The sequence below is a fragment of the Halomonas sp. CH40 genome (genome assembly GCA_041875495.1).
Classification (GTDB): domain Bacteria; phylum Pseudomonadota; class Gammaproteobacteria; order Pseudomonadales; family Halomonadaceae; genus Vreelandella.
Window position 1 is genome coordinate 1,733,428 of the sequence record CP112982.1, and the last position, 15,602, is coordinate 1,749,029.

The 15,602-nt window shown below is 54.7% G+C and carries 11 protein-coding genes and 1 tRNA gene; 6 read left to right on the top strand and 6 right to left on the bottom strand.

Features of this window, described 5'->3' with window-relative positions:
- The first annotated feature begins 8 nt into the window (after positions 1–8).
- From uraH to OR573_07995, 5 genes are all read left to right on the top strand, one after another.
- A complete protein-coding gene (uraH, locus tag OR573_07975) occupies positions 9–362 on the top strand; it encodes a hydroxyisourate hydrolase (protein XGA81544.1) in 354 nt (117 codons plus the stop codon).
- A 21-nt stretch (positions 363–383) separates the two neighbouring features.
- Positions 384–1,580 carry a urate hydroxylase PuuD gene (locus OR573_07980; GenBank protein ID XGA81545.1) on the top strand — a complete coding sequence of 399 codons (1,197 nt, stop codon included), beginning with the start codon at positions 384–386 and terminating at the stop codon, positions 1,578–1,580.
- Between the two features lie 215 nt (positions 1,581–1,795).
- Positions 1,796–2,866, top strand: a complete 1,071-nt coding sequence (locus OR573_07985) for an ABC transporter substrate-binding protein (protein ID XGA81546.1) — start codon at positions 1,796–1,798, stop codon at positions 2,864–2,866.
- Position 2,867: 1 nt separating this feature from the next.
- Entirely contained in the window at positions 2,868–3,647 is a 780-nt protein-coding gene (locus tag OR573_07990; protein ID XGA81547.1) for an ABC transporter ATP-binding protein, read from the top strand.
- Between the two features lie 58 nt (positions 3,648–3,705).
- A complete protein-coding gene (locus OR573_07995) occupies positions 3,706–4,476 on the top strand; it encodes an ABC transporter permease (protein ID XGA81548.1) in 771 nt (256 codons plus the stop codon).
- A gap of 64 nt (positions 4,477–4,540) precedes the next feature.
- Here OR573_07995 and OR573_08000 read toward each other — a convergent pair whose 3' ends face one another.
- Positions 4,541–5,074, bottom strand: coding sequence for an RES domain-containing protein (locus OR573_08000; protein ID XGA81549.1), 534 nt, complete (start codon positions 5,072–5,074; stop codon positions 4,541–4,543).
- Positions 5,071–5,430, bottom strand: coding sequence for an XRE family transcriptional regulator (locus OR573_08005; GenBank protein XGA81550.1), 360 nt, complete (start codon positions 5,428–5,430; stop codon positions 5,071–5,073). Before OR573_08005 ends, OR573_08000 begins: the two co-directional genes overlap by 4 nt.
- A gap of 225 nt (positions 5,431–5,655) precedes the next feature.
- On the opposite strand from OR573_08005, the gene OR573_08010 reads away from it, so the two are divergent.
- Entirely contained in the window at positions 5,656–8,826 is a 3,171-nt protein-coding gene (locus OR573_08010; GenBank protein XGA81551.1) for a DUF3427 domain-containing protein, read from the top strand.
- A gap of 93 nt (positions 8,827–8,919) precedes the next feature.
- Here OR573_08010 and ftsH read toward each other — a convergent pair whose 3' ends face one another.
- The 4 genes from ftsH to OR573_08030 all read right to left on the bottom strand — a co-directional run bounded on the left by ftsH (position 8,920) and on the right by OR573_08030 (position 15,491).
- Positions 8,920–10,851: an ATP-dependent zinc metalloprotease FtsH gene (gene ftsH, locus OR573_08015; GenBank protein ID XGA81552.1), complete on the bottom strand. Its 1,932-nt coding sequence runs from the start codon at positions 10,849–10,851 to the stop codon at positions 8,920–8,922.
- A gap of 211 nt (positions 10,852–11,062) precedes the next feature.
- The gene (locus OR573_08020) at positions 11,063–13,273 is read right to left on the bottom strand and encodes an EAL domain-containing protein (protein ID XGA81553.1); all 2,211 of its coding nucleotides are present in this window, start codon (positions 13,271–13,273) and stop codon (positions 11,063–11,065) included.
- A 145-nt stretch (positions 13,274–13,418) separates the two neighbouring features.
- A complete protein-coding gene (locus OR573_08025) occupies positions 13,419–15,173 on the bottom strand; it encodes a methyl-accepting chemotaxis protein (GenBank protein ID XGA81554.1) in 1,755 nt (584 codons plus the stop codon).
- A gap of 241 nt (positions 15,174–15,414) precedes the next feature.
- Positions 15,415–15,491 (bottom strand) — tRNA-Pro (locus OR573_08030).
- Positions 15,492–15,602: the final 111 nt, after the last annotated feature.

Consider the following 15,602-nt stretch of genomic DNA (forward strand, 5'->3'; position numbering starts at 1 on the left):
GAGTCAGAATGGGACGTTTAACCACCCACGTATTGGATACCGCCAGGGGCTGCCCGGGTCAAGGCATCATGATTGATGTGTATCGCCTGTCAGCCACCCAGCGAGAACATCTCGGCACTGTGACCACCAACGACGATGGCCGCTGCGATGCCCCCCTGCTTGAGGGTGATGCTTTCACAGCAGGGGAATATGAGCTGATCTTTCACGCCGGTGATTACCTGCGTCGCCAACACAAGGACGCTTCTGAGCCGCGCTTTCTGGATGTGATTCCACTGCGCTTTGGCGTTGCCGATGCCAATCAGCATTACCATGTGCCGCTTCTGCTCTCGCCATACGGCTACACCACCTATCGCGGCAGTTAACGCGTAAAGAAGGGGAGTGCCATGTACAGCTATATTGTTGATGTCGTCAACTTGCTGCTGCGCTGGTTGCATGTCATCGCAGCCATTGCCTGGATTGGTGAATCAATCTACTTCGTGATGCTGGATAACAGCCTGCGAACACCCAAGGCGGACGAGGACCGTGAAAAGGGCGTGTCCGGTGAAATGTGGGCCGTCCACGGTGGCGGCTTCTACCACAACCAGAAATACACCACGGCACCTGACAAACTGCCTAATAGCCTGCACTGGTCATTCTGGAAAGCCTACACCACCTGGCTGAGCGGGTTCGCCCTGTTTGTGGTGCTGTATATGGCAAGCCCCGATTTTTATCTGGTCAACACCAATAGCCCCTGGGCATGGGCGGCAAATCTGAGCGGCTGGCAGGCTAACCTGCTGGCGCTGGCGTTTCTACTTAGTGGCTGGGTGGTCTACAACGAGCTTTGCAAGCGCATCAGCCCCAATATGGAGCGCGATGGCCTGCTGAGTCTGGCCGTGGCGGTCATGATGGTGGTGGTGGCGTACCTGAGCACCCAGATGTTTACCGGGCGGGCGGCCTTTCTGCTCACCGGCGCGGTCATGGCTACGGCCATGTCGGCCAATGTCTTCTTCTGGATCATTCCCGGACAGCGGCGCATGGTCAAGGCCATGCAGGCCGGCGAGGCGCCCAATCCGCTGGATGGCAAGCGTGGCAAACAGCGCTCGGTGCATAACACCTACTTCACGCTGCCGGTGGTGCTGTTGATGATCAGCAACCACTATTCCTTCCTGTATTCCCATGAGCTTGCCTGGGTGCTCATGACATTACTGATTTTCGCCGGCGCGGTGATTCGCCAGTTCTTCGTGCTGATGCACGCTGGCCACAACAAACCGCTCTATCTGGTGGCCGGTGGGGCGCTCATCGTGCTGGCTTTCTGGGTTGGCGCCCCCAGTGTCACTGGCTCGTCGTCGGAAGCGTCCGCACCCGGGCGCGAGCAGGTAAGCACCATTATTGAGCAGCACTGCGTGCAGTGCCATGCCCGTAATCCTGAACATGCCGGCTTCAATGCGCCCCCGGCGGGATACGTGTTCGAGAGCTGGGAAGAGACCCTTGGTCAGCGGGAGACAATCCAGCAAGTGGTTGGCAATCATTATATGCCGCTGGGTAATATCACTAACATGACAGATGAGGAGCGCGCTGTTATCTCGGCCTGGCAAGAGTGACGGCATGCCCTGGGTTGATCCGTTGAGCGGTCAGTCAGGGGCAATAATGGTGCATCCCTGATTACCCACGCCAGAAAAAGGTGCGCAGCGTTTTAGGCTGATCCAATGCTTTGCTATAAATTGATTGTAATATTCTGATAAAAAAGCATTTTATTTATATTGGCTGTTTTTATGCAAACTCTTGATACGTTTACCGTATACATAGAGAGTCGTCCATGAAGATGCAGGCAAGCAGAGCACCCGGCAAACAGATAAACAGCGGTCTTGGATTAGGCAGTGTGGCCCTGGCCATGGCGCTGTTGTCTTCGGCAAGTCATGCTCAGGAAACCGACATTCGCTTCCAGCTGGACTGGCGTTTTGAAGGGCCTTCCGCTCCCTTTCTGATGGCGGTTGAGCGCGGCTACTTTGCCGAGGAAGGCCTGGATGTCCAGATCGACTCCGGCAGCGGCTCGGCAGGCGCGATTAACCGCGTGGCTTCCGGCGCCTACGAAATGGGCTTTGGCGACCTGAACGCCCTGGTGGAGTTTTTGGCCGAAAACCCCGAGGGGCCTGGTATCACCGGCGTGTATAGCGTCTACGATGGCACGCCTGCCGCCGTTTTCGCCCGCAAGGACAGTGGCATTGAAACCCCCGCGGATCTGGCCGGTAAAACCATTGCTGCCCCCACCTTTGATACCGGCTATCGCGCCTGGGGTATTTTTGCTGCTGCCAACGATCTGGACCCCGAGGCGGTGGAGTGGCAAAACGTCGATCCGACACTGCGTGAAACCCTGCTTACCCGGGGCGATGTGGATGCCATCACCGGCTTCTACTTCACCAGCTTACTGAATCTTGAAGAGCGCGGCATGAGCCAGGACGACCTGACCATCATGCCGTTTCCCGAATACGGTGTACCCCTCTATGGCAACGCCATTATTGCCAGTGAAGCGTTTGCTGAAGAGAACCCGGAAGCGGTACGCGGTTTCTTGCGCGCCTTCAATCGCGCCCTGGGCGAAACGTTGGATGATCCCGATGCGGCGATTGACTACGTGCGTAACCGCGATCAGCTGATTGATGTCGAGATGGAAACCCGCCGCCTGAAACTTGCCCTGGATAGCGTGGTGGATACGCCGGATGCCCGTGAAAACGGTGTGGGAGGTATCGATACACAGCGCCTAGCCGAGGCAATCCAGCTGGTGGGTGATGCCTACTCCCTGCCGACGCTGCCTGAGGTTGAAGACGTTTTCGATAGCGCGTATCTGCCGCCGCGCGAGGAGCGCATGCTGCTGCCAGCAGGGGAGGAGTAGGATGTCGGCGTTTGTTGCCTTTGACGATGTGAGCCTGGCCTACGACGACTCGGGAAATGCCATTGAAGACATCAGTCTGAGTATCCACGAAGGCGAATTTGTCGCCTTCGTCGGGCCATCAGGCTGCGGCAAATCAACCTTTATGAAACTCTGCACGGGCCTTAACGCGCCCACGGCGGGGGCGATCAAGGTGGATGGGGTGGCGGTCACCGAGCCGCTGAAAATCTCCGGAATGGCCTTTCAGAATGCCAACCTGCTGCCGTGGCGCACAACCCTGGATAATGTCCTGTTACCGCTGGAAATCGTCAAACCCTACCGGCATCAGTTTCGCAAACGCCGCAAGGAGTTTGAGGGCTGGGCGCGGGAGCTGCTCAAAACGGTGGGCCTGGCCGACTACGAAGACCAGTACCCGTGGCAGCTATCCGGCGGTATGCAGCAGCGTGCTTCCATCTGTCGTGCGTTGATTCATCAGCCCCGGCTGTTGATGCTGGACGAGCCGTTTGGCGCCCTGGATGCCTTCACCCGCGAGGAGCTTTGGTGCGTGCTGCGCGACCTTTGGGAGGCGCAGCGCTTCACCGTGGTGCTGGTCACCCACGATCTGCGCGAAGCGGCGTTTCTTGCCGATACCGTTTATGTGATGAGCAGCCGCCCCGGACGAATCGTCGAACGGCGCCAGATTGATCTGCCACGCCCCCGTCCGCTGGAAATCACCTACGACAAGCCGTTTATCGATTTGGTGCATGAACTGCGCGCACAGATTGGTGAAATCCGCAGCCGCTGAATCCAACCAGGACAGAGCTTCACTATTAAAAGAGCTTCACTATTAAAAGAGCTTCGCTATGAATGTTAATCGTCAAATGGCCGAGCGGCTGGCGCCGTGGATCGCAGTGGTGGTATTGACGCTGATATGGGAACTGACGGTACGCCTTTTCAATGTCCCCAGCTTCATTTTCCCCAGCGCCTTGGATACCGCCATTGCCCTGGTCACCTATGCAGGCCCTATCGGCATGCATTCCTGGCAAACCCTCTGGACCACTCTGGTCGGGTTTGCGCTCGGGGTAGTGGTGGGGCTGGGGTTAGGCTTTATCATCGGCTCTTCACGCTTTCTGTATAACGCCTGTTATCCGCTGCTTGTGGGGTTCAATGCGATCCCCAAGGTCGCCTTCGTACCGATCCTGGTGGTGTGGTTCGGGATTGGTTCGGTGCCGGCGATTCTCACCGCCTTCCTGATCTGCTTTTTCCCCATTGTCGTCAATGTAGCGACCGGGTTGGCGACTCTTGAGCCAGAGATGGAAGACGTGTTGCGCGTACTCGGCGCCCGGCGCCTGGATGTGCTATTGAAAATCGGCCTGCCGCGCTCGCTGCCGTATTTTTTCGCCTCATTAAAAGTGGCGATCACCCTGGCATTCGTGGGCACCGTGGTCTCGGAAACCGTCGCCTCCAACCAAGGCATTGGCTACCTGATGATGAGCGCCGGATCGCAGATGCGCATGGGGCTGGTGTTTGCCGGGCTGATCGTGATCAGCGCCATGGCCATGGTGATGTACGAACTCTTCTCGCTGCTGGAAAAGCGCATGACCGCCTGGGCACACCGCGGCCAGAATCGATAAAATGATTTTTCGGTGCTGATGTTTGTAAAATCACAGCGCGCTGCTGTCAGTATCTTCATTATCTTCATTTTGGCTTGCCTGGCAGACGCTTCTCATCGTCGATGACGCATACGCGTGTCGGCACCTGGCGTGTCCACTTCCAGAACACGATATTGATGTCTCGCGCTGTCGCACCTTTTGCCCGAGAGGGAACGCGGATGCCGGTGAAGCCTTCGGCTATCAACTGCGCCGCTATTTCCCATGCCACTACAGGCTCCTTGCGTAGCTTTCTGTCGAGCCAGGCCTCATGCATCCAGCTTTCAGGGTCAGGATGAACCCTTGCCTGAACCGCCGGATCACAAAGATCCAGCATAGGCCCACAGTCCACTTCATAGGCACACAGGGTCAGTGGCTGGGTTTTGAACGGAAAACCTTGCTGCGCCTCAAGCCAGGCGGTCTCGAAACGTTCACTTGTGTATAGAGCAGGGACGCCAACAGGGTTCCAACGCCCTCCATGGCGAGCCGCACCTTCTCCGGATTCAGGCGCATGCTGCCATCTGGGGTTATGCCCACGATAGACAATGCCTCTGTACCGAAAGCCCAGTTCCAGCAGGCTCACGCATAGCCTCCCTCAGCAATCAGGGCAAGATAGGCGCGAACATCATCAGCACGGCCCTGGCTGACCAGATCCTCTGCAGTAAGGTCGCCCAGAGGTGCAATGGGATAGGTGCGGTACCAAGACCAGGCTGCACTGGTTGACCCCGCCCAGGGTTCGATGCGCTTGAGGATCTCATAGGTCTGACGCAGGCGCTGCTGTGTTGAGACGGCATGCAGTCGATCCTTACGGATAATGGCGTTATGACTCAGGCCAATTGCATGAGCGAACTCACGCTTGGTGATATGCAGCTCATTCAGGAGAGCATCTGCCATGATAAAGCCCTCACGATCAACGACGTCCTTGATTTCAATCGTCATAATGTCACCTATGGAAGCGTATTTATATGTCAATTTATGTGACTTTGACGGCTTCGTCAAATCCTGGCCATTGAACCAGCCCCCAGCCTGAGACATGACAAAGCCGTGACTAAAGGGGGTAGGATATCCATATATTATGTACGATGGCTGGTGAGACAGTGGTTAGCGAACTGTGAGAGCCCTATAACCAGATGTAAAAGTGACTAAAAATAAAAGGACTGCCCCATGGCCGAGCGCTCACTGCCGAAAGGCCTTTATGACCTGCTGATAACGGAAGATATCAAGCATCAGCTGGAGAGCTCTGAGCTTCAGCCTTATATCGAGCGCTTGCACCCGGATGATAGCCATCAACGCCTGGCCGATGCGATTGCCGAAGAGCTTTCTCAGCTATTGGCGCAACTGCCTCACCAGGGTGAAGATAGCAAGCTACAGCGTCAGGTGGCGTTATTTAATGAATTATTGGTCACGGCCAGACGTCATCATCAGCCGCAGACATCCCAAGACCCACAAACAGGTACTTTGCCAGACCACCCCAGCCGTTTGCTGGCGCTTGATAAGCATCAGCGTCAGCCAGAATTACCCAGTATTGCCCTTGCCCAACCCTGGTTGTTTACCGCGGGCAAAGACTCCCCAGCACTATTGCACGAGCTGTCTGCTGAGCTTGCTAACTGCAATCAAGTCGACATCCTGGTCAGTTTTATTACTGTGTCGGGTGTGCGCAAGATCATCGATATTCTGCGCAGAATCACCGCCCAGGATGCCCGAGGAAATAGCCAAGCCAAGCTGCGTGTTTTAACCACCACCTATGTCGGGGCTACTGAACAGAAAGCGCTGAATCTATTGGCGGAACTGCCAAATTGTGACGTTAGGGTGTCCCTCGATGGCCGCCGCACCCGTTTGCATGCCAAAGCCTGGCTGTTTAGCCGCAGCACAGGGTTTGGCTCTGCTTACGTCGGTAGCGCTAATCTTTCTGGGGCTGCCTTAATGGGTGGCCTGGAGTGGACAGTCAAGTTTACCGAAACGGGGCAGCGTCAGCTCTTCAACCGTGCCAAGGCGCATTTTGAGTCGCTTTGGGAAGACAATGAATTCCAGCCTTATGACCCTGCGAACAGTGAGCATCAGGCAGTGCTGCGTCAGGCACTCAAGCGTGAATCAGGGCAGGGCAATATCATTGCCAACCCGACCTTTTTTGAGCTGCAGCCCAAAGCGTTTCAGGAAGATATTCTTGACCAGTTGACGATAGAGCGGGAACACCATCGTTATCGCAATTTGTTGGTGGCGGCCACCGGCACCGGTAAAACCGTGATGGCAGCGTTTGATTATCGTGCTATTGCACGTCAGGAAGGGGGCCACCCCAGGCTTTTGTTTGTCGCCCACCGCATTGAAATTCTTCAGCAGGCACGTGCCACCTATCGGCAAGTATTGCGCTCACCAAACTTTGGCGAATTACTCTCGGGGCATCACGAGGCCAGTGACTACGAACACCTGTTTGCGACGGTGCAAAGCCTGCACAGCCAGGCATTGCTAAAGCGGCTTGGGCCTGACTATTGGCGCGTCGTGGTCGTGGATGAATGTCATCACATCGAGGCCCGCCAGTTTGAGCGCTTTGTGTCGGCGATTCAGCCGCACATTCTGCTTGGCCTGACAGCAACGCCAGAACGCCATGACAGCAAGGATATCCTGCGCCACTTTGATAATCGCCCGGATGGTACGCCTGCCGTTCAGCTGCGCTTATGGCATGCATTAGATATGCAACTGCTGGCTCCGTTTGAGTATTACGCCTGTGATGATGAGCAGGATTACCGCGGAATAGAGTGGTCAAAGCCGGCATTGGAAAAGCAGCAACTCGACAAGCTGCTAACGGGCAATGATGCCCGTGCCAGAGCGGTGGTCAGCAACTGGGATCAACTGGTTGATGATATTGGTAACTGTCGGGCATTGGCCTTTTGCGTATCGGTGAATCATGCGCGTTTTATGGCCAACTACTTTAACAAGGCGGGTATCAAGGCTATGTTGGTCACCGGTGAAACCGACCAGGAAACCCGCCGAGATGCGCGATACTGCTTGGAAACCCGCAAAATCAACGTGATTGTGACGGTGGATCTGTATAACGAAGGGGTTGATTTACCCTTTGTCGATACGCTTTTACTGCTTCGACCCACCCAGAGTGCGACTGTTTTTCAGCAGCAGATAGGGCGTGGTCTGCGTCTTTATGAAGATAAAGACAGCTGCCTGGTGCTGGACTTTATCGGCCAGTCCAAAGGGTTTCAGTTTGATACCTTGTATCAGGCTATCACTGGGCTATCTCGCCGTGAAATACTCGAAGGCGCACAAAGAGGTTTTGGTAAGTTACCGTCCGGCTGCCACATTCAGCTGCAAAAACAGGCCCGTGAGCAAATTCTCAAGCAGTTACAAGACGCGGTTAACCAGAACTGGCGGCGGCTGAAAACGGAACTGCGCAGCTATGTTGCGTTGCACGGCCGTGATGCGCTCACTTTGGCCCAATTTATCCATGATCAGCGGCTTGAACTTGACGATATCTATGCATCTGGCAATAAACAGCATCGTGGTTGGGTGAACCTGAAGCAAGCAATCGGCCTGTTTGATACCCACCCAGTGACTGAAGAGGCCGCGTATTTTAGTCAGCGGTTTAGCAGTTTGCTGCACATCGATGATGCAGAGCAGTTAAACCTGCTCGAAAGCGTGGCAGAAAGCCCGGCTCACTATCACATCAGCACTGAACGGGAGCGCTTGAGGCTGCAGATGCTGGCCTATCAAATCGATAGCCATGACAACCAGACAGGTGCACCAGAAGCTTTCTTGCAGCGCCTCGCCGCTGCGCCTGAAGCCGCACAAGAACTCAAGGAACTGGCGGAATGCCTGAATCTGAAGGCTCATACGCATTACCCGCCGTTGCAAGGGCTTGAGCACACGCCCTTGAAGCTGCACAGCCGCTACAGCCGGCGCGAGATACTAACGGCAGTGGGATATCACAGCGCTGAAAAACGCAAGAGCTCTCGCGAAGGGGTGGTCAGGCTGCATGAGCAAGGCATCGAGCTGATGTTTGTGACGCTGGATAAATCATCCGCTCGGCATGAAGGCATCGCCTACGACGATTACGCCATCAGCGCTGAGCTTTTCCATTGGCAGAGCCAAAACTCGGCAAGTGCCAGCACACCGGCTGGCCAGCGTTATATTCAACAGGGTGAAGGCTCGGAGAAGCCCTGGAGCTTCCAGCTGTTCGTACAGGAAACCAAGGCGCACGCTTTCAGAGCCTGTGGCCCGGTGACCTATATCAGCCATAGGGGCGAAAAGCCCATGAGCATTACCTGGCGATTGCTACAGCCTCTATCAGCACGGCTTTACGAGAGCTTCAGTGTCCTGCGTGGGCAGTGAATAACATCAAGTTTCTAAACATTTTTCAGCCCTAGCTGTTCACCAACACAGCAACGGCCACTTGGCTGGTTAGCTAAGTGGCCGTTATCAGTGTTACTTAGTGCCATCCGCCACCAGGCCCTTGAGTATCTCGCCAACCTCATCACTTTCCAGGGTTTCGTGTTCTTCAAGGGCATGGGCGAGGGCGTCCAGAGCCTTGCGGTGTTTTTTAAGCAGCTGCTCGCCCTTGTCCTGCAGGCTGTTGAGCAGTTCGCGCACCTCCTCGTCGACCAGGCTGGCGGTGGCGTCGCCGAACTGTCGGTTCTGGGCCATCTGCTGGCCAAGGAAGACATGCTCCTGGTTTTCAGCAAAGGTGACCGGGCCAATCCGGCGGTTCATACCCCAGCGCCCGACCATGCGCCTGGCCAGCTGGGTGGCCTGTTCGATGTCGTTTTCGGCGCCGCTTGACACCTCATCAAACACAATTGATTCTGCCAGGCGGCCGCCGAACATTACCGTGATGCGGTCGCGCAGGTAGCTTTCGCCCATGTTGAAGCGATCCTCGCTGGGCATCTGAGCGGTAACCCCTAGCGCCTGGCTACGCGGTAGCACGGTGACCTTTTCAAGCGGGTCTGCCTTGGGCAGTAGCCAGGTGAGCAGGGCGTGGCCAGCTTCGTGATAGGCCACGATATGGCGTTCCCCGGCAGAGAGGGCGATGTCCTTGGCCTCACCCAGTAGTTCGTGGTCGCGTGCTTCCGACAGGCAGTGCCAATCGATGCTCTGCTGCTTGCGTCGCCCGGCCACCAGGGCCGCCTGATTGGCCAGGTTAGCCAGGTCGGCGCCTGAAAAGCCCACCGTCATGCTGGCCAGGCGTTCAAGGTCGACATCGTCTGCAAGCGGCATCTTGGCGGTGTGCACCTCAAGAATCCGCCGTCGTGCGTTGCGGTGGGGGTTCTCCATGGTGACCTTGCGGTCAAACCGGCCTGGCCGCATCAGCGCCTTGTCGAGCACGTCAGGGCGGTTGGTGGCGGCTAATACCACCACGGTCTCGTCCTTGGCGAAGCCGTCCAGCTCGGCAAGGATCTGATTAAGGGTCTGCTCGCGTTCGTCGTTGCCACCCCCCATGCCAGCGCCGCGGGCGCGGCCGATCGAATCCAGTTCGTCGATAAAAACCACCGAGGGCGATTGTTCTTTGGCTTGCTTGAACAGGTCGCGTACCCGGGACGCGCCAACCCCGACAAACATTTCGATGAATTCTGAGCCGCTGATTGAAAAGAAGGGCACATCGGCCTCGCCGGCCACCGCCTTGGCCAGCAAAGTCTTGCCGGTGCCAGGCGGCCCCATCATTAGCACGCCGCGGGGGACGCGAGCGCCGAGCGCCTGATAGCGATCAGGTTCTTTCAGAAAATCGATCACTTCGGTCACTTCACGCTTGGCGTTTTCGGAGCCAGCAACATCCTCCAGGCGAACCTCGCTGTCTTCGCTGCGGATCTGGCGCGCCTGCGACTTGCCCATGTTGAACATGCCGCCACCGCCATTGGCCATGATGCGCTTTTGCATGCGCCCCCAGAACCAGAACATCAGCCCCAGAATGAGGATCCAGGGCAGTGCCTGGGCAATTACCTGTTGCCACCAGGGTGCCTCGGTCGGGCGCGCCGATACCTGAACCTCGTTGTCTTCCAGGCGCTCAAGCAGGCGGGTGTTCTCGATGGTTGGCCGGGTGGTTTCGAAGCCCTCTGACTCTTCCACGCTAAATGCTTCGCGCCCGGCTTCGGTGAACTGACCTTCCAGCGACTGGCCACGCAGGGTGACAGCCTCGATGTGGTCGCTTTCAATGGCTTCCAGGAAGTCGGAGTAGGCCAGATCCACCTGGTCTGGCTGTTCGACGCCTTGCAGGTAGTAGAACGCCAGAAAGATGCCAATGGTCAGCCAGAAAAACAGCCCCCATTGGTTGGAAGGGCCTTCCTGAGACGATGGGCGTACTGAGAAAGGGTCTTGTGGCGGGTTCTGGTTCTTTCGGCTGTGTTTCTCTTTATTGTGAAACATCGGGAGCTCGCACGGTTGAACACGGTACTATTAAAACTGCTATTTATGGGCACGTTTTACAACCCCCCCCCCTGGTCCTTATTCTTTACCTGGCTTTCATGCGTCACCATTTACCGGGAGGTGGGTGATTCGGACGAGGGTATGGTGTTATTTCCCCTTTTTGTCTGGCCGAAATGTACGTTTGCAATTTCTGCGGCCAAGCAGACATAGTTCAGAAATTTTCCAAAAAGATCGCTGGCATACTTTCAAGTGTTCCTGGACGAGCTAACAGGAAGCCTTGAACATAAGTGCAACGTCGCTGACTGATAAAGGCGAGCTGATCATGGTTTTCCACGCCTTCAGCTACGACGTTCAGCCTCAGCGCCTTGGCAAGGGCAATAACGGCTTCTGTAATAGCAACATCCTCAGTGCTGTGAGGCAGGTCACGAATGAAAGAGCGATCAAGTTTGAGGGTATTCACCGGGAAGCGTTTGAGATAATTTAGCGATGAATAGCCGGTACCGAAATCATCAATGGCCAGCTGCACACCAAGATCGCGCAGCGCTTGCATGGTATCAATGGCCACCTCAACGTCATCCATTACCATACCCTCAGTAATTTCCAGTTCGACTTTTTCAGGCGGTATACCGCTCTCTTCAAGGGCAACACGCACGGCTGCAATCAGGCCTTCCTGGCGGAACTGGCGAGCAGACAGGTTGATCGCGATACCTGGCACTCGGCCAATTTTTTCGCTTAGCATCATGGTGTCCCGGCAGGCACGGCGTAAAATCCAGGCACCTAGTGGGACAATAAGGTTGGTTTCTTCAGCCAGTGGAATGAAATCGGCAGGCGAAACCATGTCATCGCCCCTAGGCCAGCGAATGAGCGCTTCCATGCTGGTAAAGCGGTTAGTACTCAGGTTCAGCTTGGGCTGGTAATGCAAGGTAAAGGCCTCTTCCGCCACTGCCTTGCGCAAATCGCTTTCCAGACGTACTCGTGCAGCACTGTTTTTATTCATGTTTTCGGAGAAGAAACGAAATTCACCTCCGCCCTGGGCTTTGGCTTGCGCTAGTGCGGTTTCTGCTGAACGCACAAGTGCGTCAATGTCAGCGGCGTTGTCAGGGAAAATACCGATGCCGATACTGGCCTGAAGAAAGATGTCCTCGCTGTTTCTTTTCTCGCCCTGAATCGTGAAAGGCTGGTTCATGACGTCAAGTATCCGCGTGGCCACGGCGGTGGCATTTTCTGGCATTTTGAGATCAGTGAGAATGATGGCAAAGCCATCGCTGCCTATCCGGGAAACAAGGTCGGGATGACGTTCACGGCGGCTCTTCTGGCGTGCGACGAGATCGGTTCGCCGCACCACAACCGCCAGGCGTTCCGCCACTTCCACCAGCAGCTTATCCCCAATGAGAAAGCCAAAAGTATCATTGACCTGTTTGAAGCGGTCGATATTGATCAGCATCACACCCACGCAAGTTCCTTGACGTCGTGAAACCTCAAATTCGTGCTGTAGGCGATGACGAAACAAGGAACGGTTGGGTAGTGAGGTCAACGCATCGTAATACTGCAGCCGCTCGATTTCCTCTTCTGATGCTTTTTGTTGAGAGAGGTCATGAAATATCGCTACAAAATGGCGCGTCTCGCCTTTCTCATTCACCAGGCGGTCAATACTCATCAGCTTGGGGAAGGCCGTGCCATCTTCCCTGCGATCCCAGATTTCACCTTCCCAATGCAGATGCTGGTTTAATGCGGCCCACATTTTGCGATAGAAATCCGGGCTGTGTCGGCCTGACTTGGAAATTGATGGCTTTTTGCCGATAATGTTTTTGAGCTTGAAACCTGTCATCTGCTCATAGGCAGGATTGGCATAGAGAATTCGGTTGTCGGCATTGGTGATCACCACTGCATGACTGACACGCTCCACAACCCTGTTGACGAGTGCTAACTCATTGATGGTCTGTTGGTGGCTGGCAACTTCTTGCTCCAGCCGTTTAGTCCGTTCAAATACCCGTTCCTCAAGCTCGGCATTGATATCTTTAAGTAACTGTTCCTCGCGCTTACATTCACTGATATCTTGCAGGAAAGCAGCAAAGCGAGTCGCGCCGTTTTCCTTGAAAGCGCTCACAGAGACTAGCAAGGGTATCCTGTCGCCCGTACGATCAAGACCTTCTATTACCCGGGTCTTACCTAGCATATAACGCGGGCCATATTTAAAGTAAGCTGCGACATCATTCGGGTGGTGACAACATTCAGGGTTGGGCATTAATACAGTGATGAGATTTCCCACCAAAGCACCCGGTGCATAATGAAACAGCGCTTCCGCTGCCTGATTGGCTTGCAAGATACGGCCATGCTGATCAATGACAATAATGGCGTTAACAGCTTTGGTTAGCAGCTCAGCGCTATAGAGGGCTTTAGTATTTGCAGCTGTTTCATCCATGCTACATGACTCCCATCATGTTCTACTCGCTTTATATACTTTCCCGATAAGGGAAGATGCTTAATCTGACATTGGTCTAATCCGCAATGTCATGTCTTAAGTTACATTGATGTTTCATTAGTTACATGAATGTTTCATTCATAAGTTAAAACTCGTACCACTCGGATTCAGAGGCTTCTCGGCTTAAACGTGCCGATGAGATTGTCTCGCTGGGAGCCAGGTCATGTTGGCCTTGCACAATGCCCTGACGCTGTGGCTTTTTGCTGTGCGGCAGTGCGCTCTGATCGGCACCACGCGTCAGTTTTTGAAGATAGGCACTACGTTGGCGTTCGTTCAAAAAAGCCATTGCGCTGTGTGAAAGTCCGCGTATCTGTTCGCTAAGTTCTGTGGTGGCTTGCTGATAGGTGCCCATACTGGCAGCGCTGGACTGCGTACTATGATCGATATCGTTGATGGCACTGCTGATCTGGCGAATGCCTTCGCTCTGCTCGTGAGTGGCGGCGGTGATTTCGCCCATCAGGTCGTTCACACGATGACTCGCCGACCGAATTTTTTCCATGGCCTCGGTGGCTTCATCCGCGTGCGCCTGTCCGCCATGAATGCTTTTACGTGCCTGATCAATCAGCCCCTGCACCTGCTTGGCCGCATCGGCAGATTGGCTGGCCAGTTTGCGCACCTCTTCAGCCACCACGGCAAAGCCTCGACCGTGCTCGCCAGCACGCGCCGCTTCAACCGACGCATTTAGCGCCAGAATGTTGGTTTGGAATGCAATGGTGTCGATCGTGCTGACAATGCCAGCCATGTTGTCAGCGTGCTGGGTGATTTCCTGCATGGCATTGGCAAGGTTGCTCATCACGGCGCTGGTATGACCCACCTCATTAACGTTACCCACAGAGGCGTTGCTGGCCTGAGTAGCGTTATCGGCACTTTGAGCCACGGTAGAGGAGATTTCTTCAGCGCTTGTCGCTGTTTGCTGCACGGCCGAGGCCTGCTGTTCAAGGCGTGAAGCCATGGCGTCATTGCCTCGCGAGATGCTCTTCACAGCTGGGCCAACGCGTTCGACGCGCTCATTGAGATCGCCGATCAACGCCTCTAGCGAGCGGCGAGTGAAGTTCATGGTACTCAGGGTGTTATCCATTTCCCTTTTCCCTATGCGCGGGATACTGGCTTCCAGGTTGCCAGCCGCCAACTGCAAGGCAAAATCGTTGGTAGCATAGAAAAAGCGCCGGTTACGTAAGCCGCTATAGAGCTGCCACGCACCCACTGCCAAGCCACCCATCAGGCCGGTACCGAGAAACAACATATCGGCACTGCTTTGTGGCGCAAGTTGGTTAAGAGTGGTGGACGCGGCGATACCCAACCCACTAAAGAGGCCAAAGCCGACAAGTGCTGAAAAAGCGGACTGCACTCGCATACTTTTGATATTAAATGGTATGAGTCGACGCAGCGAACGGCGATAAGCGATGCCGTGCTTGACTTCATAGCGTCCGCCCTGCTGACGAATATCGCGGTATACCTCTTCGGCGTGTGCCACTTCCTGATCGCTCGGTTTAATACGAATAGAGCAAAAACCGGTGACTTTATTGTTTTCGCGAATAGGTACCACATTCGCCCGAACCCAATAGTAGTCGCCATTTTTACGCCGGTTTTTGACCAGTCCCGACCAGTATTTGCCCGCTTGTAGGTCATCCCACATATCCTTGAACACCACTTCAGGCATATCTGGGTGGCGAACTATATTGTGGGGTGAGTGTTGAAGTTCCTCGTAGCTAAAACCACTGGCATCAATAAATGCTTGATTGGCGTAAAGAATATGGCTTTGACTATCGGTTTTGGAAATCAGGACATCAGCATCATCAAGGACGTACTCCTGCTGAGTTACGGCACCGTTATCGCGCATTTTATCTTCCCTAATTTAAGCTATACAAATTACTGCAGCTCAATATCATTTTTGCATAAGTTTATTTTTTAAATATAGACAACTAAACACCCAAAAAGAACACTTTGGTTGTTTGATTATGTAAAAAATTGATGTGGGTCAAAAAAATGGCAGTTTCAATGGCTTGAGGTGGACCCAGAGCGCCAACACAAAAAACCGCCGCTCGGGACGACCCATAAGCGGCGGCTTTTATTGATATTTTTGGTCGGAGCGACAGGATTCGAACCTGCGACCTTTGCAACCCCATTGCAACGCGCTACCAAGCTGCGCCACGCTCCGATGCCTTTTTTGAAGCGCTGATAAGTGCCTCAAGACGGTGCGTATACTAGCGTTTCAGCTTTCAAAATGAAAGTGCTTTTGTGATTTTTTTCAGTTGCTTGTGGTGATGGG

What these genes read in the sequence shown, in the direction of transcription:
- uraH (XGA81544.1), top strand. Translation starts at nt 9, where the DNA reads ATGGGACGTTTAACCACCCACGTATTGGATACCGCCAGGGGCTGCCCG.
- OR573_07980 (XGA81545.1), top strand. Translation starts at nt 384, where the DNA reads ATGTACAGCTATATTGTTGATGTCGTCAACTTGCTGCTGCGCTGGTTG.
- OR573_07985 (XGA81546.1), top strand. Translation starts at nt 1,796, where the DNA reads ATGAAGATGCAGGCAAGCAGAGCACCCGGCAAACAGATAAACAGCGGT.
- OR573_07990 (XGA81547.1), top strand. Translation starts at nt 2,868, where the DNA reads ATGTCGGCGTTTGTTGCCTTTGACGATGTGAGCCTGGCCTACGACGAC.
- OR573_07995 (XGA81548.1), top strand. Translation starts at nt 3,706, where the DNA reads ATGAATGTTAATCGTCAAATGGCCGAGCGGCTGGCGCCGTGGATCGCA.
- OR573_08005 (XGA81550.1), bottom strand. Translation starts at nt 5,430, where the DNA reads ATGACGATTGAAATCAAGGACGTCGTTGATCGTGAGGGCTTTATCATG.
- OR573_08010 (XGA81551.1), top strand. Translation starts at nt 5,656, where the DNA reads ATGGCCGAGCGCTCACTGCCGAAAGGCCTTTATGACCTGCTGATAACG.
- ftsH (XGA81552.1), bottom strand. Translation starts at nt 10,851, where the DNA reads ATGTTTCACAATAAAGAGAAACACAGCCGAAAGAACCAGAACCCGCCA.
- OR573_08020 (XGA81553.1), bottom strand. Translation starts at nt 13,273, where the DNA reads ATGGATGAAACAGCTGCAAATACTAAAGCCCTCTATAGCGCTGAGCTG.
- OR573_08025 (XGA81554.1), bottom strand. Translation starts at nt 15,173, where the DNA reads ATGCGCGATAACGGTGCCGTAACTCAGCAGGAGTACGTCCTTGATGAT.